General features: G+C 60.2%; 26 protein-coding genes. 13 read left to right on the forward strand and 13 right to left on the reverse strand.

Going from position 1 to position 25,809, the window contains the following annotated elements:
* The first annotated feature begins 1 nt into the window (after position 1).
* From pstA to AC2CGQ_RS21230, 6 genes are all read left to right on the forward strand, one after another.
* Positions 2 to 892 (forward strand): phosphate ABC transporter permease PstA, encoded by an 891-nt coding sequence (pstA, locus tag AC2CGQ_RS21205; RefSeq protein ID WP_004933824.1) that lies wholly within the window; start codon positions 2 to 4, stop codon positions 890 to 892.
* Between the two features lie 54 nt (positions 893 to 946).
* On the forward strand, positions 947 to 1,717 hold the full coding sequence (pstB, locus tag AC2CGQ_RS21210; RefSeq protein ID WP_016929614.1) for a phosphate ABC transporter ATP-binding protein PstB: 771 nt from the start codon (positions 947 to 949) through the stop codon (positions 1,715 to 1,717).
* Between the two features lie 11 nt (positions 1,718 to 1,728).
* Positions 1,729 to 2,463 carry a phosphate signaling complex protein PhoU gene (gene phoU, locus AC2CGQ_RS21215; protein ID WP_004933833.1) on the forward strand — a complete coding sequence of 245 codons (735 nt, stop codon included), beginning with the start codon at positions 1,729 to 1,731 and terminating at the stop codon, positions 2,461 to 2,463.
* A 168-nt stretch (positions 2,464 to 2,631) separates the two neighbouring features.
* Complete coding sequence (locus AC2CGQ_RS21220) at positions 2,632 to 3,471, forward strand: ABC transporter substrate-binding protein (RefSeq protein WP_015376136.1); 840 nt, start codon at positions 2,632 to 2,634, stop codon at positions 3,469 to 3,471.
* An 81-nt stretch (positions 3,472 to 3,552) separates the two neighbouring features.
* Complete coding sequence (locus tag AC2CGQ_RS21225) at positions 3,553 to 4,266, forward strand: amino acid ABC transporter permease (RefSeq protein ID WP_015376137.1); 714 nt, start codon at positions 3,553 to 3,555, stop codon at positions 4,264 to 4,266.
* A gap of 1 nt (position 4,267) precedes the next feature.
* Positions 4,268 to 5,008 carry an amino acid ABC transporter permease gene (locus AC2CGQ_RS21230; RefSeq protein ID WP_015376138.1) on the forward strand — a complete coding sequence of 247 codons (741 nt, stop codon included), beginning with the start codon at positions 4,268 to 4,270 and terminating at the stop codon, positions 5,006 to 5,008.
* Here AC2CGQ_RS21230 and yieH read toward each other — a convergent pair.
* Positions 5,005 to 5,673: a 6-phosphogluconate phosphatase gene (yieH, locus tag AC2CGQ_RS21235; RefSeq protein ID WP_484593869.1), complete on the reverse strand. Its 669-nt coding sequence runs from the start codon at positions 5,671 to 5,673 to the stop codon at positions 5,005 to 5,007. The genes AC2CGQ_RS21230 and yieH overlap by 4 nt on opposite strands.
* A gap of 46 nt (positions 5,674 to 5,719) precedes the next feature.
* Positions 5,720 to 6,124 carry an NUDIX hydrolase gene (locus tag AC2CGQ_RS21240; RefSeq protein WP_015376140.1) on the reverse strand — a complete coding sequence of 135 codons (405 nt, stop codon included), beginning with the start codon at positions 6,122 to 6,124 and terminating at the stop codon, positions 5,720 to 5,722.
* A gap of 233 nt (positions 6,125 to 6,357) precedes the next feature.
* Here AC2CGQ_RS21240 and AC2CGQ_RS21245 point away from each other — a divergent pair, with 233 nt between their 5' ends.
* Positions 6,358 to 7,695, forward strand: coding sequence for an NCS2 family permease (locus tag AC2CGQ_RS21245; RefSeq protein WP_004933851.1), 1,338 nt, complete (start codon positions 6,358 to 6,360; stop codon positions 7,693 to 7,695).
* 35 nt (positions 7,696 to 7,730) lie between these two features.
* Here the strand turns inward: AC2CGQ_RS21245 and AC2CGQ_RS21250 are convergent, their stop codons facing one another.
* The 9 genes from AC2CGQ_RS21250 to rpmH form a co-directional block, all read right to left on the reverse strand.
* Entirely contained in the window at positions 7,731 to 8,783 is a 1,053-nt protein-coding gene (locus tag AC2CGQ_RS21250; RefSeq protein ID WP_166444707.1) for an alpha/beta hydrolase, read from the reverse strand.
* A 76-nt stretch (positions 8,784 to 8,859) separates the two neighbouring features.
* Positions 8,860 to 9,426, reverse strand: a complete 567-nt coding sequence (locus tag AC2CGQ_RS21255; RefSeq protein ID WP_004933859.1) for an NADPH-dependent FMN reductase — start codon at positions 9,424 to 9,426, stop codon at positions 8,860 to 8,862.
* 161 nt (positions 9,427 to 9,587) lie between these two features.
* On the reverse strand, positions 9,588 to 10,313 hold the full coding sequence (locus AC2CGQ_RS21260; protein WP_004933861.1) for a 4'-phosphopantetheinyl transferase family protein: 726 nt from the start codon (positions 10,311 to 10,313) through the stop codon (positions 9,588 to 9,590).
* A 133-nt stretch (positions 10,314 to 10,446) separates the two neighbouring features.
* Entirely contained in the window at positions 10,447 to 11,247 is an 801-nt protein-coding gene (locus tag AC2CGQ_RS21265; RefSeq protein WP_484593870.1) for an MBL fold metallo-hydrolase, read from the reverse strand.
* Between the two features lie 149 nt (positions 11,248 to 11,396).
* Positions 11,397 to 12,761: a tRNA uridine-5-carboxymethylaminomethyl(34) synthesis GTPase MnmE gene (gene mnmE, locus AC2CGQ_RS21270; protein ID WP_118892614.1), complete on the reverse strand. Its 1,365-nt coding sequence runs from the start codon at positions 12,759 to 12,761 to the stop codon at positions 11,397 to 11,399.
* Between the two features lie 96 nt (positions 12,762 to 12,857).
* Positions 12,858 to 14,495 carry a membrane protein insertase YidC gene (gene yidC, locus AC2CGQ_RS21275; RefSeq protein WP_004933876.1) on the reverse strand — a complete coding sequence of 546 codons (1,638 nt, stop codon included), beginning with the start codon at positions 14,493 to 14,495 and terminating at the stop codon, positions 12,858 to 12,860.
* Positions 14,496 to 14,497: 2 nt separating this feature from the next.
* Entirely contained in the window at positions 14,498 to 14,755 is a 258-nt protein-coding gene (gene yidD, locus AC2CGQ_RS21280; protein WP_004933881.1) for a membrane protein insertion efficiency factor YidD, read from the reverse strand.
* Entirely contained in the window at positions 14,719 to 15,078 is a 360-nt protein-coding gene (rnpA, locus tag AC2CGQ_RS21285) for a ribonuclease P protein component (protein WP_004933883.1), read from the reverse strand. The genes yidD and rnpA overlap by 37 nt, the downstream gene beginning before the upstream one ends.
* Positions 15,079 to 15,095: 17 nt before the next feature.
* Complete coding sequence (rpmH, locus tag AC2CGQ_RS21290) at positions 15,096 to 15,236, reverse strand: 50S ribosomal protein L34 (RefSeq protein ID WP_000831330.1); 141 nt, start codon at positions 15,234 to 15,236, stop codon at positions 15,096 to 15,098.
* A gap of 682 nt (positions 15,237 to 15,918) precedes the next feature.
* On the opposite strand from rpmH, the gene dnaA reads away from it, so the two are divergent.
* The 5 genes from dnaA (at position 15,919) to yidA (ending at position 22,922) form a co-directional block, all read left to right on the forward strand.
* Positions 15,919 to 17,313: a chromosomal replication initiator protein DnaA gene (gene dnaA, locus AC2CGQ_RS21295; RefSeq protein ID WP_004933889.1), complete on the forward strand. Its 1,395-nt coding sequence runs from the start codon at positions 15,919 to 15,921 to the stop codon at positions 17,311 to 17,313.
* 4 nt (positions 17,314 to 17,317) lie between these two features.
* Positions 17,318 to 18,418 carry a DNA polymerase III subunit beta gene (dnaN, locus tag AC2CGQ_RS21300; protein WP_004933892.1) on the forward strand — a complete coding sequence of 367 codons (1,101 nt, stop codon included), beginning with the start codon at positions 17,318 to 17,320 and terminating at the stop codon, positions 18,416 to 18,418.
* Positions 18,419 to 18,463: 45 nt separating this feature from the next.
* Entirely contained in the window at positions 18,464 to 19,549 is a 1,086-nt protein-coding gene (gene recF, locus AC2CGQ_RS21305; RefSeq protein ID WP_004933895.1) for a DNA replication/repair protein RecF, read from the forward strand.
* Between the two features lie 18 nt (positions 19,550 to 19,567).
* Positions 19,568 to 21,982: a DNA topoisomerase (ATP-hydrolyzing) subunit B gene (gene gyrB, locus AC2CGQ_RS21310; protein WP_004933898.1), complete on the forward strand. Its 2,415-nt coding sequence runs from the start codon at positions 19,568 to 19,570 to the stop codon at positions 21,980 to 21,982.
* Positions 21,983 to 22,106: 124 nt separating this feature from the next.
* A complete protein-coding gene (gene yidA, locus AC2CGQ_RS21315) occupies positions 22,107 to 22,922 on the forward strand; it encodes a sugar-phosphatase (protein WP_021504165.1) in 816 nt (271 codons plus the stop codon).
* Positions 22,923 to 22,947: 25 nt separating this feature from the next.
* On the opposite strand, the gene AC2CGQ_RS21320 is transcribed toward yidA, so the two are convergent.
* Together AC2CGQ_RS21320 and AC2CGQ_RS21325 are read right to left on the reverse strand one after the other, a co-directional pair.
* On the reverse strand, positions 22,948 to 23,889 hold the full coding sequence (locus tag AC2CGQ_RS21320; RefSeq protein ID WP_484593871.1) for an ornithine cyclodeaminase family protein: 942 nt from the start codon (positions 23,887 to 23,889) through the stop codon (positions 22,948 to 22,950).
* Positions 23,876 to 24,844: a threonine/serine dehydratase gene (locus AC2CGQ_RS21325; protein ID WP_021504163.1), complete on the reverse strand. Its 969-nt coding sequence runs from the start codon at positions 24,842 to 24,844 to the stop codon at positions 23,876 to 23,878. Before AC2CGQ_RS21325 ends, AC2CGQ_RS21320 begins: the two co-directional genes overlap by 14 nt.
* A gap of 222 nt (positions 24,845 to 25,066) precedes the next feature.
* Here AC2CGQ_RS21325 and AC2CGQ_RS21330 point away from each other — a divergent pair, with 222 nt between their 5' ends.
* The gene (locus tag AC2CGQ_RS21330; protein WP_015376151.1) at positions 25,067 to 25,801 is read left to right on the forward strand and encodes an acid phosphatase; all 735 of its coding nucleotides are present in this window, start codon (positions 25,067 to 25,069) and stop codon (positions 25,799 to 25,801) included.
* Positions 25,802 to 25,809 lie beyond the last annotated feature (8 nt).

Below are 25,809 nucleotides of genomic sequence, written 5' to 3' on the forward strand. Positions count from 1 at the left end.
CATGGCGACGATGGATATGCAAAACGCAGTCGTTCTGGCGGAAAGCCGCCGCAAAATGCAGGCCTGGCGCCGGCAGAAAAACCGCCTCGCGCTGTTCCTGTCGATGGCGACCATGGCGTTCGGGCTGTTCTGGCTGATCTGGATCCTGATCGCCACCGTCACCAAAGGCTTCGACGGCATGTCGCTGGCGCTGTTCACCGAAATGACTCCGCCGCCGAACACCGCTGGCGGCGGCCTGGCCAACGCCATCGCCGGCAGCGGGCTGTTGATCCTGTGGGCGACCCTCTTCGGTACGCCGCTGGGCATCATGGCCGGCATCTACCTGGCGGAATACGGCCGTAAATCCTGGCTGGCGGAAGTGATCCGCTTTATCAACGACATCCTGCTGTCCGCACCGTCGATCGTGGTGGGCCTGTTCGTTTACACCATCGTGGTGGCGAAGATGGAGCACTTCTCCGGTTGGGCCGGCATCGTGGCGCTGGCGCTGCTGCAGGTGCCGATCGTCATTCGCACCACCGAGAACATGCTGAAGCTGGTGCCGGATACGCTGCGCGAGGCCGCCTATGCTCTGGGCACGCCGAAATGGCGCATGATTTCCGCTATCACGCTGAAGGCGTCGGTGTCCGGCATCATCACCGGCGTGCTGCTGGCGATTGCGCGCATTGCGGGGGAAACGGCGCCGCTGCTGTTCACCTCGCTGTCGAACCAGTTCTGGAGCACCGACCTGATGCAGCCGATCGCCAACCTGCCGGTGACCATCTTCAAATTCGCCATGAGCCCGTTCGCCGAATGGCAGCAGCTGGCCTGGGCGGGGGTGCTGTTGATCACCCTGTGCGTACTGCTACTGAATATCCTGGCGCGCGTGATTTTCGCCAAGAAAAAGCATTCATAAAATTTTGAGCGCCGCTTTGGCGGCGCTGATGAAAAGAGAGAAGTCTTGATGAGTATGGTTACTGACGCTTCCAGCAGCAAAATTCAGGTACGCGATCTGAACTTCTATTACGGCAAATTCCATGCGCTGAAGAACATCACGCTGGATATCGCCAAGAACAAGGTCACCGCGTTTATCGGCCCGTCCGGCTGCGGCAAATCCACCCTGCTGCGCACCTTCAACAAGATGTACCAGCTGTACCCGGAACAGCGTGCGGAAGGCGGCATCCTGCTGGACGGCCAGAACATCCTGACCGACAACTCGGATATCGCGCTGCTGCGCGCCAAGGTCGGCATGGTGTTCCAAAAGCCGACGCCGTTCCCGATGTCGATTTACGACAACATCGCCTTCGGCGTTCGCCTGTTTGAAAAGCTGTCGCGCGCCGATATGGACGAGCGCGTGCAGTGGGCGCTGACCAAGGCGGCGCTGTGGAACGAAACCAAGGACAAGCTGCACCAGAGCGGCTACAGCCTCTCCGGCGGCCAGCAGCAGCGTCTGTGCATTGCCCGCGGCATCGCCATTCGTCCGGAAGTGCTGTTGCTGGATGAGCCTTGCTCGGCGCTGGATCCGATCTCCACCGGCAAGATTGAAGAGCTGATCAGCGAACTGAAGGCCGATTACACCGTGGTGATTGTGACGCACAACATGCAGCAGGCGGCGCGCTGCTCCGACTCTACCGCATTTATGTATCTGGGCGAGCTGATCGAGTTCAGTGATACTGATAACCTGTTCACTGCGCCGCAGAAAAAGCAGACTGAAGACTACATCACTGGCCGTTATGGTTGATAGGAAGCATCATGGATAACCTGAATTTAAACAAACACATTTCCGGCCAGTTCAACGCAGAGCTCGAGCATATCCGCACCCAGGTGCTGACCATGGGCGGGCTGGTGGAGCAGCAGCTGACCGACGCCATCACCGCGATGCACAATCAGGATGGCGAGCTGGCCAAGCGCGTGATCGAAGGCGACGCCAAGGTCAACATGATGGAAGTGGCGATCGACGAAGCCTGCGTGCGCATTATCGCCAAGCGCCAGCCGACCGCCAGCGATCTGCGTCTGGTGATGGCGATCATCAAAACCATTTCCGAACTGGAACGCATCGGCGACGTGGCGGACAAGATCTGCCGCACCGCGCTGGAGAAGTTCTCGCACCAGCACCAGCCGCTGCTGGTCAGCCTGGAGTCGCTGGGGCGCCACACCGTGCAGATGCTGCACGACGTGCTGGACGCGTTCGCGCGCATGGATCTGGACGAGGCGATCCGTATTTACCGGGAAGATAAAAAGGTCGACCAGGAATATGAAGGCATCGTGCGTCAGCTGATGACCTACATGATGGAAGATTCGCGCACCATTCCGAGCGTGCTGACCGCGCTGTTCTGCGCCCGTTCTATCGAGCGTATCGGCGATCGCTGCCAGAATATCTGCGAATTTATCTTCTATTTCGTCAAAGGACAGGATTTCCGTCATTTGGGCGGCGACGCCCTGGAAAAGCTGCTGTCTCCGGGCGGTAAAGACGAAAAAGACGACTAACCCTTTCCGGGTAATATCCTTCCAAGGCGCGGTTTCCCGCGCCTTTATTCCATCTTAAGCGCGTAAAGATAAAAAGGTTATAAATATAGCTTTTTATATTATTTCCTGACCTATGTGGCGCTTGCTAGCTTATCCGCCAGCAGGACATCAACCACTTAGGAGCTTTCTATGAAACATCGCGCTTTGGCCTTAACGTTGTTAGCCAGTCTGACCGGTTTCGCCGCCGGCGCCGCGCACGCGGACAAACTTGACGATATCAAGCAAGCCGGCGTGGTGCGCATCGCGGTGTTCGACAGCAATCCGCCGTTCGGTTACATCGATCCGCAGAGCAAGAAGCTGGTGGGCTACGATGTGGATGTCGCCGACGCGATCGGCAAAGCGCTGGGGGTGAAAGTGGAGCTGCGCGCCACCAACCCGGCCAACCGCATTCCGCTGCTGGTGTCGAAGAAGGTTGACCTGATTGCCGCCAACTTCACCATTACCGACGAGCGCGCCAAGGAAGTGAACTTCAGCGTGCCGTATTTCGCCACCGGCCAGAAATTCATCGCCCGCAAAGGCGTATTGAAAACGCCGGAAGACATCAAGAAGCTGCGCATCGGCGCGGATAAGGGCACGGTGCAGGAAATCACCCTGCGCGAGCGTTTCCCGACGGCGAAAGTGATCTCCTACGATGATACCCCGCTGGCGTTCGTGGCACTGCGTAACGGCAACGTGCAGGCGATCACTCAGGACGACGCCAAGCTGGTCGGCCTGCTCGGCAACCTGCCGGCAGCGCAAAAGGCGGAGTTTGAAATTTCGCCGTTCAGCCTGACCAAAGAGTATCAGGGCGTCGGCATTCCCAAGGGCGAAGATCGCCTGACCGCCGCGGTGAACGAGACGCTGATCAAGCTGGAAAAAGACGGTGAAGCGGTTAAGATTTACGATCGCTGGTTCGGGCCGGAAACCCAATCCGCCCAGCCGCGCGGCGATTTCAAAATCGCGCCTTTGGATCAGCAACCGAAAGCCTGATTTAACCGCGCGCGGTGAGATCGGTACGGAGGGGCGCAGCTTGCTGCGCCCCTGATGCATTCTGCAAGACAAGGATTGAACATGAACCTGGACTGGCTGCTGGCGCCGCAATACCTGAGCTGGCTGTGGCACGGCTTTCTGCTGACGCTGTGGCTTTCCGCCTGCGCGGGCCTGGCGGCCACGCTGCTGGGCTTCGTGCTGGCGGCGATGCGCGACAGCAGCCTGCGGCCGTTGCGCTGGCTGGCGATGGGCTACAGCTCGCTGTTTCGCAATACGCCGCTGCTGGTGCAGCTGTTCTTCTGGTACTTCGCCGCCGGCCAGATCTTGCCGTCCGCCGCCATGCAGTGGCTGAACAGCGCCCATCAGATCGGCCCGCTTGAGTGGCCGTCGTTTGAGTTTCTCGCCGGTTTCTTCGGCCTGACGCTCTACTCCACCGCCTTTATCGCCGAAGAGATCCGTTCCGGCATTCGCGGCGTCGCCGGCGGGCAGAAATATGCCGCTCAGGCGCTGGGGCTGACCGGCTGGCAGGCGATGCGCTACGTGGTGTTGCCGCAGGCGCTGAAAATCGCGCTGCCGCCGCTGCTGGGGCAATACATGAACGTGATCAAGAACTCGTCGCTGACCATGGCGATCGGCGTGGCCGAACTCTCTTACGCCTCGCGTCAGGTCGAAACCGAAACCCTGCGCACTTTCCAGGCGTTCGGCGTGGCGACGGTACTGTATATCGCCATCATCGCGCTGCTGGAAGGCTGGGGCATGTGGCGACAACAGCGTAAACCGCTGGGAGGACATTGAGATGGATTTCAGCGTGATTCACGACAACCTGGGTTACCTGCTGTGGGGCACCTGGCCGGACGGGCCGTTGGGCGGCGCGGCGTTGACGTTGGCGATCAGCCTGATGGCCGGCGTGGCCTCGGCGGTGCTCGGCACCCTGCTCGGCGTGGCGCTGGCGATGTCGCGCGGCATCGCCGCCGGGCTGCTGGCGGCGGTGTTGGGCTTTTTCCGCGCCATTCCGGTCATCATGCTGATCTTCTGGACCTATTTCCTGCTGCCAATGGTGTTTGGCGTCGAGATCCCGGAAATCACCACCGTCGTGTGCGCGCTGGCGCTGATCGCCTCGGCCTATCTGGCCCATGCGGTGAAAGCCGGCATCGCCGCCATCGGCCCCGGCCAGTGGCAGGCCGGGCTCTCTCTGGGGCTGACCCGCTGGCAGACGCTGCGCATGATCGTGCTGCCGCAGGCGCTGCGCATGATGGTGCCGTCGTTCATCAACCAGTGGATCTCCCTGATCAAAGACACCTCGCTGGCTTATATCGTCGGCGTTGGCGAACTGACCTTCCTGGCGACCCAGGTCAACAACCGCAGCATGGTCTACCCGATGGAAGTGTTCCTGTTCGTGGCGCTGGTCTATTTCGTGTTCTGCCTGGCGCTCGATCTGCTGGCCAACGCGGTCAACCGCCGCTTCGGCGCGCAAACCCGCGCGCTGAAACGGTCCTGGCGCTGGTGGCGCAACAAGCCGCCGTTGCCGGCCAGTTAATCGGCCGTCAGCCGCCAGCCGCGTTCGCGCCACAGCGCGGGCAATTGAGCCAGGTCGTCAAACGTTGTCACCAGCGGGTGATCGATCGGCGGGTTATGCGGATCGGCGCAGAAGTAAAAGACCGGGATGCCGGCATTGATGCCGGCCTGCGCGCCGGCGGGCGAGTCGTCCACCAGGATGCAGCGCGTCACCGACACCCGCATCTGTTCGGCGGCGTGAAACACGATCGCCGGATCCGGCTTCCAGCGCTGAATGTCATAGCCGCTGAACAACCGGTCATCAAAATAAGGCAGCATGCCGGTCAGGCCGAGTGAGTGCTGCATCTTGCTGATCGGCCCGTTGGAGACGGTGCAGACGGGCACCGTCACCTGCGCCAGCAGCTCGCGGGCGCCGGCAATCTGCTGCAGCTCGCTGTCGAACAACCGCGCCACTTCCTGCCGATACAGCGGCTCCAGCGTCTCTTTTGCCAGGTCAGTGCCCTGCTCGGCGTTGACCCGATCGATGATCTCGTACAGCTTCACCCCTTTGTATTTCTTGAACACCTCTTCCAGCGACAGATGAATGCCGTAGCGGGCGAACATGTGCACATAGGCTTTGCTGCACAGCACTTCGCTGTCCACCAGCGTGCCGTCGCAGTCGAACAAAATGCAGTCAATCTGATTCATGCGGGACAGGTTCCTTCGGGTTAACGCCGCTGAGGCGACTCAGCGATCACTTGATCAGGTTACGCGCCTTGAGATCGTGCAAAATCAGCGCGGCGACGTGTGAGCACTGCGGCAGATCGCGGCTGTCGCACCACTTCAGCTCGGCGATTTCGGCGGCCGGCTGCAACTGCCCGGTAAAGCCGGCCTGGTAGCAGCGAATGCGCACCTGGGTGCCGTCCTGCTTGCCGTCTGCCGGGCCGGAGAACTCGCCGTAAAACGCGATGGAGTTCGGCTGCAGCGCGACGGTCAGCTCTTCGTCGATTTCGCGGCACAGCGCCTGTTCGTCGGTTTCACCCGCTTCGCGCTTTCCGCCTGGCATATAAAACAGCGTCTTGTTGTGTGAGCGCACCAGCGCCACTTTGTCATCTTTCAGCGCGATCAACGCCAGCTTATCGATAAAGGTCGAAGACATGCGGATTCCTGTTTGTTAACGGATAGGGAAAGAGGGGGCGATAGGCCATTTTATCGGCCGTGCCGACAAACGGCAACGCAGCGGGCGGTCGGGGGATGAATGTCTGTAAATACAAGCCGTTGACGCATTTAGCCGTAAAGACGGCGAAAAAAACCTGTGACCGGCGTCAAAAGCCCCACTTTTTGTTATAGGATAGCCGGCGACTGTCCATTCCCATTTTCGGAATTCTGATAATGACCAAACCAGTATCTGGCCTTGACGCTGAGCAAGGCTTGCTTGGGCGCGTGTTTAAACTCAAGCAACATGGCACGACGGCGCGTACGGAAACGATTGCCGGTATCACCACCTTCCTCACCATGGTGTATATCGTGTTCGTTAACCCGCAAATTTTAGGCGCGGCGGGCATGGATACCCAGGCGGTATTTGTCACCACCTGTTTGATCGCCGCCTTCGGCAGCATCTTTATGGGCCTGCTGGCGAACCTGCCGGTGGCGTTGGCGCCGGCGATGGGGCTGAACGCTTTCTTCGCCTTCGTGGTGGTCGGGGCGATGGGCATCTCCTGGCAGGTGGGCATGGGCGCCATCTTCTGGGGCGCGGTCGGCCTGCTGCTGCTGACCATTTTCCGCATTCGCTACTGGATGATCGCCAACATTCCGGTCAGCCTGCGGGTCGGCATCACCAGCGGCATCGGCCTGTTCATCGGCATGATGGGGCTGAAAAACGCCGGCATCGTGGTGGCCAACCCGGACACCCTGGTGACCATCGGCAGCCTGACCTCGCACAACGTGCTGCTGGGGGCGCTCGGCTTCTTCATTATCGCCGTGCTCTCTTCGCGTAACTTCCACGCGGCGGTGCTGGTGTCGATCGTGGTCACTACCCTGATCGGCTGGATGCTGGGCGACGTGAAATACGGCGGTCTGTTCTCGCTGCCGCCGAGCATTACCTCGGTGGTGGGCCAGGTCGACGTGGCCGGCGCGCTGAACATCGGGCTGGCCGGGGTCATCTTCTCGTTTATGCTGGTGAACCTGTTCGACTCCTCCGGCACCCTGATCGGCGTCACCGATAAAGCCGGTCTGACCGACAACCAGGGCAAGTTCCCACGCATGAAGCAGGCGCTGTACGTTGACAGCATCAGCTCAGTGGCCGGTTCGTTGGCTGGCACCTCTTCCGTGACCGCTTATATCGAAAGCTCATCCGGCGTCGCCGTCGGCGGCCGTACCGGTTTGACGGCGGTGGTCACCGGCCTGCTGTTCCTGCTGGTGATCTTCCTGTCGCCGCTGGCGGGCATGGTGCCGGCTTACGCCGCCGCCGGTGCGCTGATCTACGTCGGCGTGCTGATGACCTCCAGCCTGGCGCGGGTGAAGTGGGACGATCTGACCGAAGCGGTGCCGGCGTTTGTCACCGCGGTGATGATGCCGTTCAGCTTCTCGATCACCGAGGGCATCGCGCTCGGCTTTATCTCCTACTGCGTGATGAAGCTGGGTACCGGCCGCTGGCGTGAAATCAGCCCGTGCGTGGTGGTGGTGGCGCTGCTGTTCGTGCTGAAGATCGTCTTCGTCGACGGCCATTGACAGCCAAAGGGCCGACGGCGGTCGGCCCTGAATCCCTAGACGCCCGGCGTCGCATCCGGCGCCTGATCCAACACCCACTGCAACGGCCGCCTGAAGCGCGCCTGCCAGCTGCCGGCGGCATCCTCTCCCTGGGCGAAGTGCAGCGTCTGCACCTGATTCTCCTCCCCGAACAGATTGGCGAAATGTAGCGCCAGCGCCTGCTCGCTGAAGGTCTGCCGATCGTAATACGCCATCACGATTTTCTTTTTCGCCGCCAGCGACTGCTGGGCCGGCTTGATCTCGCCGTGGGGGGCGATCAGGAGCGCGCCGGCGTAAAACTGCGGGTACTTCGCGATCAGGTTGGCGGCGTGCAACGCGCCCTGGCCGCGGGCACTGAGGTAAATCCGCCGGGGATCCAGCTTTAGCTGCGGAGCCAGCTGTTGCACCGTGCGCTGCAGGGTGGTTTGGGTGCTCTCGTCGCTGTAATTTGACCAGCGGAAGCTGTTTTCCGACAGCATCTGCGTGCCGTTGATCTCGATGTAGGCCACGCCCATTTCGCCGAACAGCAGCCGCTCCTCGGGGCTGATGGCGGCGGCTTTGCCGTAGGTATGCAGGAAGATAACCGTTGGCCAACCTTCGGGCGGCGCTTCGCCGTCCGGCACCGCGTAGCTGGCTTTGCCTTCATACTGACGGGCGTGCTGCAGATAGCGCGCTTTGGTGGCGGCCAAAATGGATTGGTAAGTGGCGGAGTGTTGGATGCTGTTGAAGGCGTCGTCCTCCAGCAGGTTGTAGTAGTACCACAGGCCGCGGTCGGCGCTCAGCTGCAGGTAACGCTCCGCCAGTTCGGTTTGCCCTTTCTCCGCCGACGACACCGCCAGCTGGTAGGGCGCCCAGACGTTGCGGCCGTCTTCGCGCATCAGCGTCAGGTACAGCGACATGGCGCCGAGCTTTTTGTCTTCCTGGGTTTGCGCGGAACGCGATAGTTGGGCGTTGAGCGCGCTGTGCGCCGGCAGCTCCAGCGGCTCTTCACCGGCGGGATAACGCATGTCTGCGGCGAAAGCGGGACTGGTGATGGAAACGAAAAATAACGCTAAAATGAATAAATACATGATGCTATGGCTTTAATTTCAATAAATTGACGGACGTCATGTCCTGTTGCGGCGCCCAGCGGGCGCCGCGAGACCTTCACTCCACGCGGCGAATAAAATCGCTGAACGCGGACAGCTGGCCGGTCAGGAAATCCAGCGTTCCCTGATCGCTCAGTTCACCGGCCTGTTCATCGACCTTGCTCTGGATCACGCCGCCCATAAACTCAGGCTTGTTCATTACCATCGCATCGAGGAACACCAGGATCTGGCGCAGATGGTATTGGCAGCGCGCGCCGCCGATCGGCCCCATTGAGCTGGTTTGAATGGCGACCGGCTTGCCGGCCAGCGGCTGATTCGGTACGCGAGACAGCCAGTCGATGGCGTTCTTCAACCCGCCGGGCACGGAATAGTTATATTCAGGGGTGACGATGATCACGCCGTCGGCCTGGCGGATCTGCTCGGCGATCGCCTCGACCGCGGCAGGGAAGCCTTCACCCTGTTGCATGTCGGCGTCGTACAGCGGGATATCGCGGATGGAGGGCAGCGCTTCAATGGTGACGCCCTGCGGGGCCAGGCCAGGCAGGGCGCGGGCCACCATGGCGTTGTAGGAGCCTTTGCGCAGGCTGCCGAGTAGAGTGACGATTTTTAAGGCTTGGTCTGACATGGTGATTCTCCCTTTCGAATGAGCAGATTCAGCGTACAACATGGGCGAATAGTAGGCTAAAGCGCTGGTCGAGAATAGGCGATTGCTCAACATTTAGCTGTCTTTACAATTTAATCCAGTAACTGGTGCGGTAAAGACCGCGTTATCCGCTTTGCGCCGCGTCAACCTGGCGTCTTCAGGCCCGTCAGTTTAACGAAGCGTGAGGATGCCGCCGGGCTGCGCGGCGAGATTTCCCCGTCTTTGTGCAGGCCGCCGCGCTCTTCGTAACGCCAGCACAGCAGGCGATCCAGCCCGGGGCTGCCGGCGCAGGCCCAGCTCAGATATTCGTCGGCATCGCTCATCACCTGAACGTCCGGCGTGGCGCTGGAGCGCAGGTGGCCGGAGAAGGGATGCAGACGCAGCGTAGACTGGCCGCTGTTGCCGAGGCCGGAAATTTTCAGCACGCTTTGCCGAATGCTCCACAGCTGAGTCTCCGCCTCCAGCCGATCGTCCTGCGCGCCGATCCAGGCGCTTTCCGCCGGCGTCTGGTGCGCGTTCTGCAGCGCGCTTTGCCGGCTGCCGCGCGCCCGCATCACTTCGATATCCAGTCCGACTTTGCCTTCGTCGCTGAGCAGCACGCCCACGGTGTTGCTGGCGTAGGCGAGGCTAAAATCGGGCAGTTGATGGTCGGCGAAGCAGGGGCGGCCGGTGGGCGTGGTGGCTATAGGGGGAAGCGTCGGCAGGCCGTACAGGTAGAACATCATTTCGGCGAGCAGAATGCGCCCTTGCAGGTAGCGCGTGCGGCGCTTAACGGAAAAGGTGCGGGTGGCGGCTATCACTTCGTCGGCGAGTCTCTGGGTATCCAGGACAGCGGAGGCCGGGGTCCATCGGGCAAAATGACACGCCATTGTTCACTCCATGACAGAGAGTCGCTAAGAACGCAGGGGTGTTAGATTAAGACTAAGTTGAGGATTTATCATCAAAAAACACTATGCGTTTTATCCGATTTGTTGCCGATTTCAGTGATGAGCTGCGCAGGCGTTATTCCAGGATCCAGCTATCGCCGGTGGCCGGCGCGATCCCTTCCGGCAGCCATAGCCGGCCCCACGCGCCGGTACAGTGGCAACCCATGATCTTTTCCGGCTGGTGCTGCCGTAAAAAACGGCGGACGCGCCAGAGCGTGCGCGGGGAAGCGCAACGCAGATGAAAACCGCCAATCAAGGCGTGGATCCGATCGATACCGGTGATTTTCTGGCAGTGGCGCACGATATTCACGATCCCGCGATGCCCGCAGCCGGTCACGATCACCAGACCGCGATCCGATTTGTAAATCAGCACCCCTTCGTCGATAACGTAATCCACCGCCGCGTTTTCCCCGGTAATCACCCCGTAGGCGCGCGGTGCGGGCACGGCGATTTCACCTGACCACATAAAGCGATCGCCGATCGCCAGCGGCTCGCGGCTGTAGTGCATGCGGTGGCGTGAGTAGTCGATGTCCAAAGAGAGCTTTTTGATTTTGCGGGTGTGGCCCAGCACCTTCAGCGCCGCATAGCGCTCATCGCCGACCTGCGGGTGGCAGATGATGCGGCTGTTGTCCGGCAGCCAGGCGACGCCGCCGCAGTGGTCATAGTGGCCGTGGGAGAGCACCGTCGCGGTGATACGGGAGAGATCGACGCCCATCAGCGCCGCATTGCGCAGGAAGCTGTCGTCGGGGCCGGTGTCGAACAGTATGGAGGTCGTCTCGTCCTCAATCAGCAGGCTTAACCCGGCCTTGGCCTGCAATAGCGGGTTGGCGCCGGCGGCGCGGCGGTTTTCCAGCAATACCTTGAGGGTTAACGCCATGTTGACTCGTTCCTGAGAAAGACACCTGACCGTCCAGTATATCGCGGGCAGTTGCAGCGGCGCTGTGAGCCAGCGCGCAGAGCGAGAGCGGGAAAGAAAAACGGCCGGAACAAGGGCTTATCCCGGCCGTGAAGGCCTCTGGCAGCGCGTTATTTCCCGATACAGAAGCTGGAGAAGATGCGGCCCAGCAGGTCGTCGGAGGTGAATTCGCCGGTGATTTCGCTCAAGGCCAGCTGCGCCTGGCGCAGTTCCTCGGCCAGCAGTTCGCCCGCGTAAGCGCTCACTAACTGTTCTTTGCCCTGCACCAGATGCTGCGCCGCCAGTTCCAGCGCCTGCAGGTGGCGACGGCGCGCCAGGAAGCCGCCTTCCATGTTGCTGGTGAAGCCCATGCTCTGTTTCAGATGATCGCGCAGCACATCGACGCCTTCGCCAGTGCGGGCCGACAGGCGAATAAGTGAGTGGTTATTCACTTCCGTCAGGCCCAGCGTTTCACCGGTGATGTCGGCTTTGTTGCGCACCACGGTGATCGGCAGCGTTGCCGGCAGGCGCGCCATAAACTCCGGCCAGATCTCCGCCGGCTCGGTGGCGGCGGTGGTGGTGCCGTCCACCATAAACAGCACCCTGTCGGCTTGTTCGATCTCGTTCCAGGCACGTTCGATGCCGATACGCTCCACTTCGTCGCTGGCGTCGCGCAGGCCGGCGGTGTCGATAATGTGCAGCGGCATGCCGTCGATATGGATATGTTCGCGCAAGACGTCGCGGGTGGTGCCGGCGATATCGGTGACGATCGCCGCCTCGCGCCCGGCCAACGCATTGAGCAGGCTGGATTTACCGGCGTTGGGGCGCCCGGCGATCACCACCTTCATCCCTTCGCGCAGCAGGCTGCCCTGGCGCGCTTCGCCGCGCACGCTGTCCAGATCCGCCATCACGTCGTTGAGCTGCGCCTCGATTTTACCGTCGGACAGGAAGTCGATTTCCTCGTCCGGGAAGTCGATCGCCGCTTCCACGTAGATTCGCAGGTGAGTGAGCGCTTCCACGAGCTGGTGGATGCGGATGGAAAATGCGCCCTGCAGCGAGTTCATCGCCGAACGTGCCGCCTGCTCGGAGCTGGCGTCGATCAGATCGGCGATCGCTTCGGCCTGCGCCAGATCGAGTTTGTCGTTGAGAAACGCGCGCTCGGAGAACTCGCCGGGCCGGGCGATGCGCACGTCGGGCAGCGCCAGCACGCGCTTGAGCAGCAGATCGAGGATCACCGGCCCGCCGTGGCCCTGCAGCTCCAGCACGTCTTCGCCGGTAAAGGAGTTTGGCCCCGGAAACCACAGCGCGATGCCCTGATCGAGGGTGGCGCCGGCGGCGTCGCGGAACGGCAGATAGTCAGCGTAGCGCGGCTTCGGCAGCTTGCCGAGCAACGCCTGAGCGACGTCTTTGGCCTTGCTTCCGGAAATGCGCAGAATGCCGACGCCGCCGCGTCCCGGCGGGGTGGCTTGGGCTACGATGGTATCGGTGGTGCTCATAACGGTTCTCTCTGACGATTAAGATGCAAAAAGGCGGTCTAATGACCGCCTTTGGTGTGACTGCAAGGGTCGGCGCGCCGAACCCCTACACTACGCTTAGCTTTTTTTCTTGTCGCGGCTGTGCAGACCGCGTTTTTCCAGACCACGGTAAATCAGCTGCTGCTGCAGGATGGTCACCAGGTTGCTGACGATGTAGTACAGCACCAGACCGGACGGGAACCACAGGAAGAACACTGTGAAGATCACCGGCATGAAGGTCATGATTTTCTGCTGCATCGGGTCAGTCACGGTGGTCGGCGACATCTTCTGAATGAAGAACATCGTCACGCCCATCAGGATTGGCAGGATGTAGTACGGGTCTTGCGCCGACAGGTCATGGATCCACAGGGCGAACGGCGCGTGGCGCAGCTCGACCGAACCCATCAGCATGTAGTACAGCGCCAGGAAGATCGGCATCTGAATGATCAGCGGCAGACAGCCGCCGAGCGGGTTCACTTTCTCCGCCTTGTACAGCGCCATCATCTCTTGGCTCATGCGCTGTTTGTCATCGCCGATGCGCTCGCGCATCGCCTGCAGCTTCGGCTGCAGCATGCGCATTTTCGCCATCGAGGTGTACTGCGCCTTGGTCAGCGGGTACATGATGCCGCGCACGATGAAGGTGATGATGATGATGGAGAAGCCCCAGTTACCGATAAAGCCGTGGATGAACTTCAGCAGTTTGAACAGCGGCTGGGAGATGAACCAGAGCCAACCGTAATCCACGGTCAGATCCAGGTGTGGCGCCAGCTGAGCCATCTGGTCCTGCAGCTCCGGGCCGACCCACAGGGTCGCGTTCAGCTGTTGCTGAGCGCCCGGCTGCACCACGACCGGTGTAGATTTGAAGCCGATGGTGGACAGGTTGTCACCCGGTTTGGCGGTGTAGAAGGTGTTGTCACCCTTGGTCGCCGGCACCCACGCGGTGGCGAAGTACTGCTGCAGCATCGCAACCCAACCGTCTTTGGTGGTGACGCTCAGGTTTTCGTCTTTGTCGAACGCGTATTTCTGGTACTTGTCCTCGCTGGACGAGTACGCCGCGCCGCGGAAGGTGTGCAGCGCGAAGTTGCTGCTGCCGGTGTCACGGTGCTTAGGCAATTCGGTGGTCTGCTTCAGCTGGCCGAACAGGGTCAGCTCCAGCGGCGTCGCGCCTTTGTTGTCGATGCTGTAATCCACGCCGACCGCATAGTGGTTGCGTTTGAGCACGAAGGTCTTGGTGTAGATCGCGCCGTCTTTACCGGTGTAGGTCAGCGGGATGCGCAGCTCGTCCTGGCCTTCCGGCAGGGTGTAGCTGTCTTGCGCCGCCTGATACAGCGGGCGTTCGCCGTTGGCCGGGTTGTCCGGGCCGTTTTTACCGGTCAGGCCGCTTTGCGCCTGATAGACGAACGACGGGGTGGTTTCCAGCAGTTGGAACGGAGTCGATGAACCCAGAGTATCCGGGTAGGCCAACAGTTTAGCCTGCTCGATATCGCCACCACGGGTGTTGATGGTCAGTGACAGCACGTCGGTGTTCACGGTAATCAGCTTACCCTGACCACTGGCTGGCACGGCCTGGCTGGCGGCATCACCGGCTACTGCGTTCGAAGTCTGTTGCGTGGTCTGTGCGGCCGGCTGCGGAGCGTTGTCCGTTTGCCATGCCTGCCAGATCATGAAAGACACGAACAGCAGAGCGATGAGAAGAAGATTGCGTTGCGAATCCATCGTTAGTGTTCTCTGTTATCGTCGGTTTTTGGCGGCACCGGATCATCGCCACCTGGGTTCAAAGGGTGGCATTTTAATACGCGTTTCAATGCTAACCAACTGCCTTTTATCATGCCAAACCTGCTTAATGCCTCAATTGCGTAATGAGAGCATGTCGGCTGGAAGCGACAACGAGGCCCTAGCAGCGGGCTGATGACGAGCTGATAGGCCCGCACCAGCCCGATCAGGATGCGGGAGCCTGGCGACAGTGGCGACGCCATAATTTATCCAAAGCTTCCGTCAGCGCGCGGTTATCCAAATCCGCTATCCCCTTTTTGGCCACCACGACAAAATCCATCGCCGGTAATTCGTGCTGACGCAGGCGGAAGCTTTCGCGGGTTAGGCGTTTGATCCGATTACGCTCGTGCGCGCGTTTGACGTGTTTTTTGGCGACGGTAAGACCGATGCGGGGATGCCCCAGCTGGTTCAGGCGGCCGAGGATGGTGATTTGCGGCGTGCCAGCCCGTTGTGGCTGCTGGAAGACGAAAGTGAAATGAGTGGGAGTTAACAAACGTAACTCCCTGGGAAAAGCGAGCTTAACCACTCAGCGGGTTAGCTTTATTACTTAGAAACAGTCAGACGAGCACGGCCTTTCGCACGACGGCGGGCCAGAACTTGACGACCATTTTTGGTGGCCATACGAGCACGGAAACCGTGGCTACGGTTGCGCTTCAATACGGACGGTTGGAAAGTGCGTTTCATAGCGATTTCTACCTAAACTTAAAATAATTACTGATCAGTAAACGCGTTTGGCTACTCGGCGTGAAGATGACCGACGCCTCAATCGCAATACATAAAGAAGCGGGATTGTAATAATTGTACAGTCCTGAGTCAATTCGCATCGCGCCAGCCTACCTGGTTGTCTGCCAGTAACGGAACAAAATCCGCTCTTGGCCCGTGGTCACCGCAGAATCCTGTCTGGCTAATGACGCACCATAAGGAACCAGGTATCACACGTAGGGCGAAGATTATACGGACTCGGGGTGAAATCGCAAGGATCCCCGTGAGATCCTTTGCGCGCGATCGCAGGATCCGACGTGGATAACAGGGTATAACCGGTTGACAATGTAAAAAATGCGGCGCAGCGGCCGGGATCTGCGCGGTCATTCGGCGCCGGCGGCGAAAAGATCGCCGCCGGCCGCGGCCTGTGGATAAAATGGATCTAATCTGTGAGGAAGGGGAGGATCTCTTGCGCGGATTGCGCTATGATCCGTCATTCCGATCGCGATCCCTCATGCCGGGATCGTGAGGGACACAAACCGTGAAAGGCGGTTCGCATCCCCCACAGGCAAACAGCCGATGCCGGGTATGTGTCAAAAATCATGAGTTATAAAAAAGTTGCCCGTTTCTTTTCTTTATTGATCTTGTTCGAGTGGAGTCCGCCGTGTCACTTTCGCTTTGGCAGCAGTGTCTTGCCCGATTGCAGGATGAGTTACCTGCCACAGAATTTAGTATGTGGATTCGCCCATTGCAGGCGGAACTGAGTGACAACACCCTGGCGCTGTACGCGCCAAACCGTTTTGTGCTGGATTGGGTTCGCGATAAGTACTTAAACAACATCAATGGTCTGCTGAATGATTTCTGCGGCACGGATGCGCCTTTGCTGCGTTTTGAAGTCGGCAGCAAGCCGATCACGCAGGTGATCAGCCAGACCGTGACCGCCAGCGTCAGCAGCGCCCCTGCGGCTCCGGCGGCGCGCACGGCCGCGCCTTCGCGCCCGAGCTGGGACAACGCTGCGGCGCAGCCCGAGCTCTCTTACCGCTCCAACGTCAACCCTAAACACACCTTCGACAACTTCGTCGAGGGTAAGTCCAACCAGCTGGCGCGCGCGGCGGCTCGCCAGGTGGCGGACAATCCGGGCGGCGCCTACAACCCTTTGTTCCTGTATGGCGGCACCGGCCTGGGTAAAACTCACCTGCTGCACGCGGTGGGCAACGGCATCATGGCGCGCAAGGCCAACGCCAAAGTGGTCTACATGCACTCGGAACGCTTTGTGCAGGACATGGTCAAAGCGTTGCAGAACAATGCCATCGAAGAGTTTAAGCGCTACTACCGTTCGGTCGACGCGTTGCTGATCGATGACATCCAATTCTTTGCCAACAAGGAGCGTTCGCAGGAAGAGTTCTTCCATACCTTTAACGCCCTGTTGGAAGGCAATCAGCAGATCATCCTGACTTCGGATCGCTACCCTAAAGAGATCAACGGGGTGGAAGATCGTCTGAAGTCCCGCTTCGGCTGGGGGCTGACGGTGGCGATCGAGCCGCCGGAGCTGGAAACCCGCGTGGCGATCCTGATGAAAAAGGCCGACGAAAACGACATTCGCCTGCCGGGCGAAGTGGCGTTCTTCATCGCCAAGCGCCTGCGTTCCAACGTGCGTGAGCTCGAAGGGGCGCTGAACCGCGTGATCGCCAACGCCAACTTTACCGGCCGGGCCATCACCATCGATTTCGTGCGCGAAGCGCTGCGCGATCTGCTGGCGCTGCAGGAAAAGCTGGTCACCATCGACAATATCCAAAAGACGGTGGCGGAGTATTACAAGATTAAAGTCGCGGATTTGCTGTCCAAGCGGCGTTCGCGATCCGTTGCCCGCCCGCGCCAGATGGCGATGGCGCTGGCGAAGGAACTCACCAACCACAGCCTGCCGGAAATCGGCGATGCGTTTGGTGGCCGCGACCATACCACGGTGTTGCACGCCTGCCGGAAGATCGAGCAGTTGCGTGAGGAAAGTCACGACATCAAAGAAGATTTCTCCAATTTAATCAGAACATTATCTTCATAGCGCTATGAAATTTATCGTTGAACGTGAGCATCTGCTAAAACCGCTGCAACAGGTGAGCAGCCCGCTGGGCGGCCGCCCGACCTTGCCGATCCTGGGCAACCTGCTGCTGCAGGTGACGGAAGGCTCCCTGCTGCTGACCGGCACCGATCTGGAGATGGAGATGGTGGCGCGCGTCGCCCTGTCCCAGCCGCACGAGCCGGGCGCGACGACTGTGCCCGCGCGCAAATTCTTTGATATCTGCCGTGGCCTGCCGGAAGGGGCGGAGATCGCCGTCACGCTGGAGAGCGAGCGCATGCTGGTGCGGTCCGGCCGCAGTCGCTTCTCGCTGTCCACGCTGCCCGCGGCGGACTTCCCGAACCTGGACGACTGGCAGAGCGAGGTGGAGTTCACCTTGCCTCAGGCGACGCTGAAGCGCCTGATCGAAGCCACCCAGTTCTCGATGGCCCATCAGGACGTGCGTTACTACCTGAACGGCATGTTGTTTGAAACCGAAGGCGAAGAGCTGCGCACCGTCGCGACCGACGGCCACCGCCTGGCGGTGTGCTCGATGCCGATAGGCCAGCAGCTGCCATCGCATTCGGTGATCGTGCCGCGTAAAGGGGTGATGGAACTGGTGCGTCTGCTGGACGGCGGCGACTCGCTGCTGCAGCTGCAGATCGGCAGCAACAACATCCGCGCCCACGTTGGCGATTTCATCTTCACGTCCAAGCTGGTTGACGGCCGTTTCCCGGACTATCGCCGCGTCTTGCCGAAGAATCCGGACAAAACGCTGGAAGCCGGCTGCGATCTGCTCAAGCAGGCGTTTGCCCGCGCTGCCATTCTCTCGAACGAGAAATTCCGCGGCGTGCGGCTGTACGTCAGCCAGAACCAGCTGAAGATCACCGCCAACAACCCGGAGCAGGAAGAGGCGGAAGAGATCCTCGACGTCAGCTACGACGGCGCGGAGATGGAGATCGGCTTCAACGTCAGCTACGTGCTGGACGTGTTGAACGCGCTCAAGTGTGAAGACGTGCGCCTGCTGTTGACCGACTCGGTCTCCAGCGTGCAGATCGAAGACGGCGCCAGCCAGGCGGCGGCCTACGTTGTCATGCCAATGCGGTTGTAGTCTCGTTACCTTGAATTACAGCACCGTCATCGGTAAAGAGATTGCATGGCTCTGACGCGTTTATTGATTAAAGATTTCCGCAATATCGAGGCGGCGGATTTGGCGCTGGCGCCGGGATTCAACTTCCTGGTCGGCGCCAACGGCAGCGGCAAGACTAGCGTGCTGGAGGCGGTGTATACGCTCGGCCATGGCCGCGCCTTCCGCAGCCTGCAGGCCGGTCGGGTGATCCGCCACGACCAACCGGAGTTCGTGCTGCATGGCCGCATCGAAGGCGCGGAGCGCGAGCTGTCGGTAGGATTGAGCAAGAGCCGTCAGGGTGACAGCAAAGTACGCATCGATGGCAGCGACGGCCACAAGGTGGCCGAGCTGGCGCAGCTGCTGCCCATGCAGCTGATCACCCCCGAAGGTTTTACCCTGCTGAACGGCGGGCCGAAATTCCGGCGCGCTTTCCTGGACTGGGGCTGTTTTCATAACGAACCCGGTTTTTTCACCGCCTGGAGCAACCTGAAACGGTTACTGAAGCAGCGCAATGCCGCGCTGCGCCAGGTGAGTCGCTATGCGCAGATCCGCGCCTGGGATCAGGAACTGATCCCGCTCGCGGAGCGCATCAGCGAATGGCGGGCGGAATACAGCGACGCGATCGCCGCGGATATCACCGCGACCTGCGCGCAGTTTCTGCCTGAATTCGCCCTGAGCTTCTCCTTCCAGCGCGGCTGGGACAAAGAGAGCGACTACGGCGAGCTGCTGGAGCGCCAGTTTGAGCGCGACAGGGCGTTGACCTATACCGCGGTGGGGCCGCATAAAGCGGACTTTCGCATTCGTGCCGACGGCACGCCGGTAGAGGATTTGTTATCGCGCGGTCAGCTTAAGCTGCTGATGTGCGCGTTGCGCTTGGCGCAGGGTGAGTTTCTCACCCGGCAGAGCGGGCGGCGTTGCCTGTATCTGATTGATGATTTTGCCTCCGAGCTGGACACCGGCCGTCGCCGGTTGCTGGCCGATCGCCTGAAAGCCACCCAGGCCCAGGTTTTTGTCAGCGCGGTCAGCGCTGAACAAGTGACCGACATGGCCGGTGAAAAGGGCAAGATGTTCCGCGTGGAACAGGGTAAAATAGAGGTTCAACCACAGGACTAAAATGAGCGAGAAACGTTGATGTCGAATTCTTATGACTCCTCAAGTATCAAGGTATTAAAAGGGCTGGATGCGGTGCGCAAGCGCCCGGGCATGTATATCGGCGATACCGATGACGGCACCGGTCTGCACCACATGGTATTCGAGGTTGTGGACAACGCTATCGACGAAGCGCTCGCGGGCCACTGTAGTGACATTCAGGTCACCATCCATGCCGACAACTCGGTATCGGTACAGGATGACGGCCGCGGCATTCCGACCGGCATTCACCCGGAAGAAGGGGTTTCAGCCGCAGAGGTCATCATGACCGTGCTGCACGCCGGCGGTAAATTCGACGACAACTCCTATAAAGTTTCCGGCGGCCTGCACGGCGTGGGCGTCTCGGTGGTTAACGCCCTGTCGGAGAAACTGGAGCTGGTGATCCGCCGCGAAGGCAAAGTGCACGAACAAACTTACAGCCACGGCGAGCCGCAGGCGCCGCTGAACGTGGTGGGCGAAACCGAGCAGACCGGCACCATGGTGCGCTTCTGGCCGAGTCACCAGACTTTCACCAATGTGACCGAATTCGAGTACGACATTCTGGCCAAGCGTCTGCGCGAGCTGTCCTTCCTCAACTCCGGCGTGTCTATTCGCCTGAAGGACAAGCGCACCGACCGTGAAGACCACTTCCATTACGAAGGCGGCATCAAGGCGTTTGTCGAGTACCTGAACAAGAACAAAACCCCGATCCACCCGAACGTGTTCTACTTCTCCACCGTGAAAGACGACATCGGCGTGGAAGTGGCGCTGCAGTGGAACGACGGTTTCCAGGAAAACATCTACTGCTTCACCAACAACATTCCGCAGCGCGACGGCGGCACGCACCTGGTCGGTTTCCGTACCGCGATGACCCGTACGCTGAACAGCTACATGGAGAAGGAAGGTTACAGCAAGAAGGCCAAGGTCAGCGCCACCGGCGATGACGCGCGTGAAGGCCTGATCGCCGTGGTGTCGGTGAAGGTGCCGGATCCGAAGTTCTCTTCTCAGACCAAGGACAAGCTGGTCTCTTCCGAGGTGAAAACCGCGGTTGAAACGCTGATGAACGAGAAGCTGGTGGATTACCTGATGGAGAATCCGGGCGACGCGAAAATCGTGGTCGGCAAAATCATCGACGCGGCGCGCGCGCGCGAAGCGGCGCGTAAAGCGCGTGAGATGACCCGCCGCAAAGGCGCGCTGGATCTGGCCGGCCTGCCGGGCAAGCTGGCGGACTGCCAGGAACGCGATCCGGCGCTGTCCGAACTGTACCTGGTGGAAGGGGACTCCGCGGGCGGCTCTGCCAAGCAGGGGCGCAACCGCAAGAATCAGGCTATCTTGCCGCTGAAGGGTAAAATCCTCAACGTCGAGAAAGCGCGTTTCGACAAAATGCTCTCTTCGCAGGAAGTGGCGACGCTGATCACCGCGCTGGGTTGCGGCATCGGCCGCGACGAGTACAGCCCGGACAAGCTGCGTTATCACAGCATCATCATCATGACCGATGCCGACGTCGACGGTTCGCACATCCGTACGCTGCTGTTGACCTTCTTCTACCGCCAGATGCCGGAAATCATCGAGCGTGGCCACGTATTCATCGCACAGCCGCCGCTGTACAAGGTGAAGAAAGGCAAGCAGGAGCAGTACATCAAAGATGACGAGGCGATGGATCAGTACCAGATCGCCATCGCGATGGACGGCGCTACGCTGCACACCAACGCCAGCGCACCGGCGCTCGGCGGCGAGCAGTTGGAAAAACTGGTGGCCGAGCACTACGGCGTGCAGAAGCTGATCGGCCGCATGGAGCGCCGCTACCCGCGCGCGCTGCTGAACAGCCTGATCTATCAGCCGACGCTGAACGAAGGCGATCTCAGCGATGAAGCCAAGGTGAAAACCTGGATCGCTTCGCTGGTGCAGGCGCTGAACGACAAAGAGCAGCACGGCAGCAGCTATGACTTCGTGATCTTCGAGAACCGCGAACGCCAGATGTTCGAGCCGGCGCTGCGCATCCGCACCCACGGCGTGGATACCGACTACAAGCTGGACTTCGACTTCATCCACGGCGGTGAATACCGCAAGATCTGCCAGCTGGGCGAGCAGCTGCGCGGGCTGATCGAAGAGGGCGCGTTCATCGAGCGCGGCGAACGCCGTCAGCCGGTAGACAGCTTCGAACAGGCGCTGGAGTGGCTGGTGAAAGAGTCGCGCCGCGGCCTGTCGGTGCAGCGTTATAAAGGTCTGGGCGAGATGAACCCGGAGCAGCTGTGGGAAACCACCATGGATCCGGAAAGCCGCCGCATGCTGCGCGTGACCGTCAAGGACGCCATCGCTGCCGATCAGCTGTTCACCACGCTGATGGGCGATGCGGTTGAACCGCGTCGCGCCTTTATCGAAGAAAACGCCCTGAAAGCGGCGAACATCGATATCTGATGCGTTAATGGCTGTGAAAATCCGCGCCGGGCGACCCGCGCGGATTTTTTTTGGCCTTTTTTGGCGCTGACAGCCGAGGCTGAAACGCGTTAGCATGAATAAAAACCACTGGGAGAAGCGTTGAATGGCTATTGAACTGATTGCGATCGACATGGACGGCACGTTGCTGGATCCGCAGCATCAAATCACGCCGGCGGTAAAGCAGGCTATCGCGGCGGCGCGGCGCAAAGGGGTGCACGTGGTGCTGGCCACCGGGCGGCCTTATGTCGGCGTGCAGGACTATCTGCGCCAGTTGGACATTCAGGGCCCCGGCGATTTCTGTATCACCTATAACGGCGCGCTGGTGTTGCGCGCGGTCGACGGCGCCTGCATCCTGCAGGAAACCCTGGGCTTCGAGGATTATCTGCATTTCGAGCAGATGGCGCGCGAGTTAGGTGTTCACTTCCAGGCGTTTGATTTCGATACCTTGTATACCCCGAACAAGGACATCGGCAAGTACACCATACACGAGGCGGAAATGACCGGCATTCCGCTGAAATACCGCAGCGTGGAAGAGATGGATCGCCAGATGCGTTTTCCAAAAGTGATGATGATCGACGAACCGGCGCTGCTGGACAGCGCCATCGCGCGCATCCCGGAGGAAACGCGCGCGCGTTACACTATCTTGAAAAGTGCGCCTTACTACCTCGAGATCTTACATAAAAACGTCGATAAGGGCGCCGGGGTGAAAATGCTGGCCGAGCACCTCGGCGTGGCGCGGGAAAACATCATGACGCTGGGGGATCAGGCTAACGATACGGCGATGATCGAATATGCCGGCGTCGGTGTGGCGATGGGCAACGCCATTCCCGAGCTGAAAGCGGTGGCGCAGTTTGTCACCAGCGCCAATACCGAAGACGGCGTGGCGCGCGCTATCGAGAAGTTCGTGCTCAACGCCTGAGAAAACGGGGCGCTGCGGCGCCCCTTTATACTTTCGCCAACACCCCTTTGGCGATCTGCAGATCCTGAATCGCCAAGCCGGTGAGATCGGCGATGGTGATGTGCTGCGGCTCGCGTCGTACCCGCCCGCCCTGCGCCAATGCGGCGCCCATTTCGACGATCGGCGTTGAAGTCAGCTTGTTCTGCCGATAAGCCGTCGCGATCTCGCCATAGTCTGTGCACTGAGCCAGCGCATCGACCAACAGCGCGTCAGCGCGGGCCACCAGCTCGGTCGCCAGCTCCTGCTTACCGGGCGCGTCGGCACCCACTGCGGTAATGTGCGTGCCGGGCCGAACATCCGCCGCCTGCAAAATCGGTTCGCGGCTGGGCGTGGTGGTGACGATCAGCTGACAGTGCGCCGCCAGCTCCGCCGCATCCTGCGTGACCCGCACCCGAAAACCCTCAGCCTCGGCATCGCGCCGATACGCCGCCAGCGCCTGTTCGTTGCGGCCCCACACCCATACCTCGCGGCAATCGGTCACCGGTTTCAGACATTGCAGCTGCAGCCGCGCCTGCAGGCCGGTGCCGACCATGCCGATCGCCTGAATATGCGGCGGCGCGCACAGCTCGGCGACGATGCGGCCGGCCAGGGCGGTGCGCAGCGCGGTCAGCCAACCTTCATCTTGCAGCAGCGCCTGCGGCTCGCCGGTCTGGGCGGAGAACGCCATCATCAGCCCCTGATTGCTCGGCAGGCCGTGTTCGGCATTGCGATAGAAACCGGTAGAGATCTTGACCACGAACAGTTTGTCGCCTTTCAACCAGGCGGACTTGATGCAGCAGTCGCCGGCGGCCTGCTCGAACAGGAAATGCTGCACCGGCGGCTGTTGCACCCGCTGTTGCGAGTAGGCGATAAAACCCTGCTTCAGCAGCGGCGTAATGGCCTCGGCGTCGAACGCGGCGAGGATTTGCTGCTGATTAAGGATGCGCATCGGCGATGGCCTTGAGGTATTTCTCCAGCACGATGTTTTTACCGCACAGCACCACCGCCACCTTTTTACCTCGGTATTCCGGCGCCAGTTTGATCGCCGCCGCCAGCGCCACGCCGGCCGCGCCTTCGATAATCCAGCGATCGCTGGCGGCGATCCGGCGCATCGCGTGTTTGATCTCCGCCTCGCTGACCAGCACTTTACGGTCAATCAGCTGCTGGCACAGCGGGAAGGTCACGGCGCCCGGCTCGACGCCGCCGGCGGTGCCGTCGGACAGGGTTTCTTGTTCTTCCACCGGGAAGATATGGCCGGCTTCCAGCGCGCTGTACAGGCTGGTGGCGTTTTCCGGCCAGCAGGCGATAAGCTGCGTGTTCGGCGACAGTTGCCGCAGAACGGTGCCGATGCCGGCGATATAGCCACCGCCGCCGACCGCCACGAACACCGCGTCAAGATCGGCGAGTTGTTCAACCAGCTCCATGCCGCAGGTGCCCTGGCCGGCAATGACCTGCTCGTCGTTATACGGCGAGATGTAGGTTTTCCCCTGTTCGCGTGCGGCTTGTTCCCCCGCCAGTTCGGCGTTCAGCGCGTCGCCCGGCACCAATTCCACGGTGCCGCCCAGCGCCCGGATGGTGTCGAGCTTGATGCTCGCCGCCGTCTCCGGCGCATAAACCGTGACGCCAACGCCCATCCGTTGCCCCGCCAGGGCGACAGCCTGGCCGTGGTTGCCGGTTGAGGCGGCGATCACGCCGCGCCGGCGTTGCTCGTTATCCAACAGCCGCAGCTTGTTGCTGGCGCCGCGAAATTTAAAGGAACCGGTGTGCTGCAGGTGATCGCATTTCAGATACAGCTCGCAACCCAATTGCTGAGAAAGCAGCACGCTGCGCTCCAGCGGCGTGACCCGCACCTGAGGGCGCAGTTGCTGATGAGCGGAAACAATGGCATCGAAGAGGGTGTTCATACCGGCTCCAGAAGATTTAATTGGACTTAAAAATCCAGTTTGTACTTTTTTGTATTGATTGTAAACCCTACCCACAACCGTCGGTCAAAACCGGTCATGGCATTGTGTGATCGCGCTTACGGCTAAAAATAATCGTTAAATTATAGTTTAACGGCACGATTTTTTATTTATTTGCGTTAAGGAAGTCGCAGTCTCTCATTTATTTTTAATTAGGGAACGATAATGAAAAAAATATTGCTCGCTTCATTAACCTATGCCGCGCTGACGCCGTTTTGTTTCGCCGCCAAGGATGTGACCACCCAGCCAGAGGTTTATTTTCTGCAAGAATCGCAGTCGATAGATAGCCTGGCGTTATTACCGCCGCCGCCCGCGATGGACAGCATCGATTTTATGAATGACAAGGCACAATATGATGCAGGAAAATTATTGCGTAATACTGAACGAGGCAAACAGGCTTATAACGACGCTCAGGTTACCGGAGATGGCGTTGCCGCCGCTTTTTCCGGCGCATTCGGTACGGAAATTGCGCAGGATAAAACGCCGGAGCTGTTCAAGCTGGTGATGAAAATGCGTGAAGATGCAGGCGATCTGGCTACCCGCAGCGCCAAGAATCACTATATGCGCATTCGGCCATTCGCTTTCTACCAGGAACCTACCTGTCGCCCGGATGATGAAGGCACGTTATCGAAGAACGGCTCCTATCCTTCAGGGCATACCACCATCGGCTGGGCGACCGCTTTGGTGCTGGCGGAGATCAATCCCGCCAATCAGGGGGCGATACTGCAGCGTGGTTATGAGATGGGACAAAGCCGAGTGATCTGCGGCTATCACTGGCAGAGCGACGTGACCGCCGCGCGCTTGGTCGCTTCGGCCATCGTTGCTCGGCTGCATGCGGAGCCCACTTTCGCTGCGCAGTTGCAACGGGCCAAAACGGAGTTCAACGCCCTGAAAAAGTAACCTTGCCT

This window comes from Serratia sp. DFXYC6 (genome assembly GCF_057196085.1).

Excerpts from the sequence above, each read along its gene's own strand:
- AC2CGQ_RS21260 (WP_004933861.1), bottom strand. The coding sequence starts at position 10,313 with ATGGCGTGTCATTTTGCCCGATGGACCCCGGCCTCCGCTGTCCTGGAT.
- AC2CGQ_RS21220 (WP_015376136.1), top strand. The coding sequence starts at position 2,632 with ATGAAACATCGCGCTTTGGCCTTAACGTTGTTAGCCAGTCTGACCGGT.
- AC2CGQ_RS21265 (WP_484593870.1), bottom strand. The coding sequence starts at position 11,247 with ATGGCGTTAACCCTCAAGGTATTGCTGGAAAACCGCCGCGCCGCCGGC.
- AC2CGQ_RS21225 (WP_015376137.1), top strand. The coding sequence starts at position 3,553 with ATGAACCTGGACTGGCTGCTGGCGCCGCAATACCTGAGCTGGCTGTGG.
- yidC (WP_004933876.1), bottom strand. The coding sequence starts at position 14,495 with ATGGATTCGCAACGCAATCTTCTTCTCATCGCTCTGCTGTTCGTGTCT.
- dnaN (WP_004933892.1), top strand. The coding sequence starts at position 17,318 with ATGAAATTTATCGTTGAACGTGAGCATCTGCTAAAACCGCTGCAACAG.
- pstB (WP_016929614.1), top strand. The coding sequence starts at position 947 with ATGGTTACTGACGCTTCCAGCAGCAAAATTCAGGTACGCGATCTGAAC.
- recF (WP_004933895.1), top strand. The coding sequence starts at position 18,464 with ATGGCTCTGACGCGTTTATTGATTAAAGATTTCCGCAATATCGAGGCG.
- yieH (WP_484593869.1), bottom strand. The coding sequence starts at position 5,673 with ATGAATCAGATTGACTGCATTTTGTTCGACTGCGACGGCACGCTGGTG.
- AC2CGQ_RS21325 (WP_021504163.1), bottom strand. The coding sequence starts at position 24,844 with ATGAACACCCTCTTCGATGCCATTGTTTCCGCTCATCAGCAACTGCGC.
- pstA (WP_004933824.1), top strand. The coding sequence starts at position 2 with ATGGCGACGATGGATATGCAAAACGCAGTCGTTCTGGCGGAAAGCCGC.
- AC2CGQ_RS21255 (WP_004933859.1), bottom strand. The coding sequence starts at position 9,426 with ATGTCAGACCAAGCCTTAAAAATCGTCACTCTACTCGGCAGCCTGCGC.
- AC2CGQ_RS21330 (WP_015376151.1), top strand. The coding sequence starts at position 25,067 with ATGAAAAAAATATTGCTCGCTTCATTAACCTATGCCGCGCTGACGCCG.
- AC2CGQ_RS21240 (WP_015376140.1), bottom strand. The coding sequence starts at position 6,124 with ATGTCTTCGACCTTTATCGATAAGCTGGCGTTGATCGCGCTGAAAGAT.
- gyrB (WP_004933898.1), top strand. The coding sequence starts at position 19,568 with ATGTCGAATTCTTATGACTCCTCAAGTATCAAGGTATTAAAAGGGCTG.
- yidA (WP_021504165.1), top strand. The coding sequence starts at position 22,107 with ATGGCTATTGAACTGATTGCGATCGACATGGACGGCACGTTGCTGGAT.
- phoU (WP_004933833.1), top strand. The coding sequence starts at position 1,729 with ATGGATAACCTGAATTTAAACAAACACATTTCCGGCCAGTTCAACGCA.
- AC2CGQ_RS21230 (WP_015376138.1), top strand. The coding sequence starts at position 4,268 with ATGGATTTCAGCGTGATTCACGACAACCTGGGTTACCTGCTGTGGGGC.
- AC2CGQ_RS21245 (WP_004933851.1), top strand. The coding sequence starts at position 6,358 with ATGACCAAACCAGTATCTGGCCTTGACGCTGAGCAAGGCTTGCTTGGG.
- AC2CGQ_RS21320 (WP_484593871.1), bottom strand. The coding sequence starts at position 23,889 with ATGCGCATCCTTAATCAGCAGCAAATCCTCGCCGCGTTCGACGCCGAG.
- mnmE (WP_118892614.1), bottom strand. The coding sequence starts at position 12,761 with ATGAGCACCACCGATACCATCGTAGCCCAAGCCACCCCGCCGGGACGC.
- yidD (WP_004933881.1), bottom strand. The coding sequence starts at position 14,755 with ATGGCGTCGCCACTGTCGCCAGGCTCCCGCATCCTGATCGGGCTGGTG.
- AC2CGQ_RS21250 (WP_166444707.1), bottom strand. The coding sequence starts at position 8,783 with ATGTATTTATTCATTTTAGCGTTATTTTTCGTTTCCATCACCAGTCCC.
- rpmH (WP_000831330.1), bottom strand. The coding sequence starts at position 15,236 with ATGAAACGCACTTTCCAACCGTCCGTATTGAAGCGCAACCGTAGCCAC.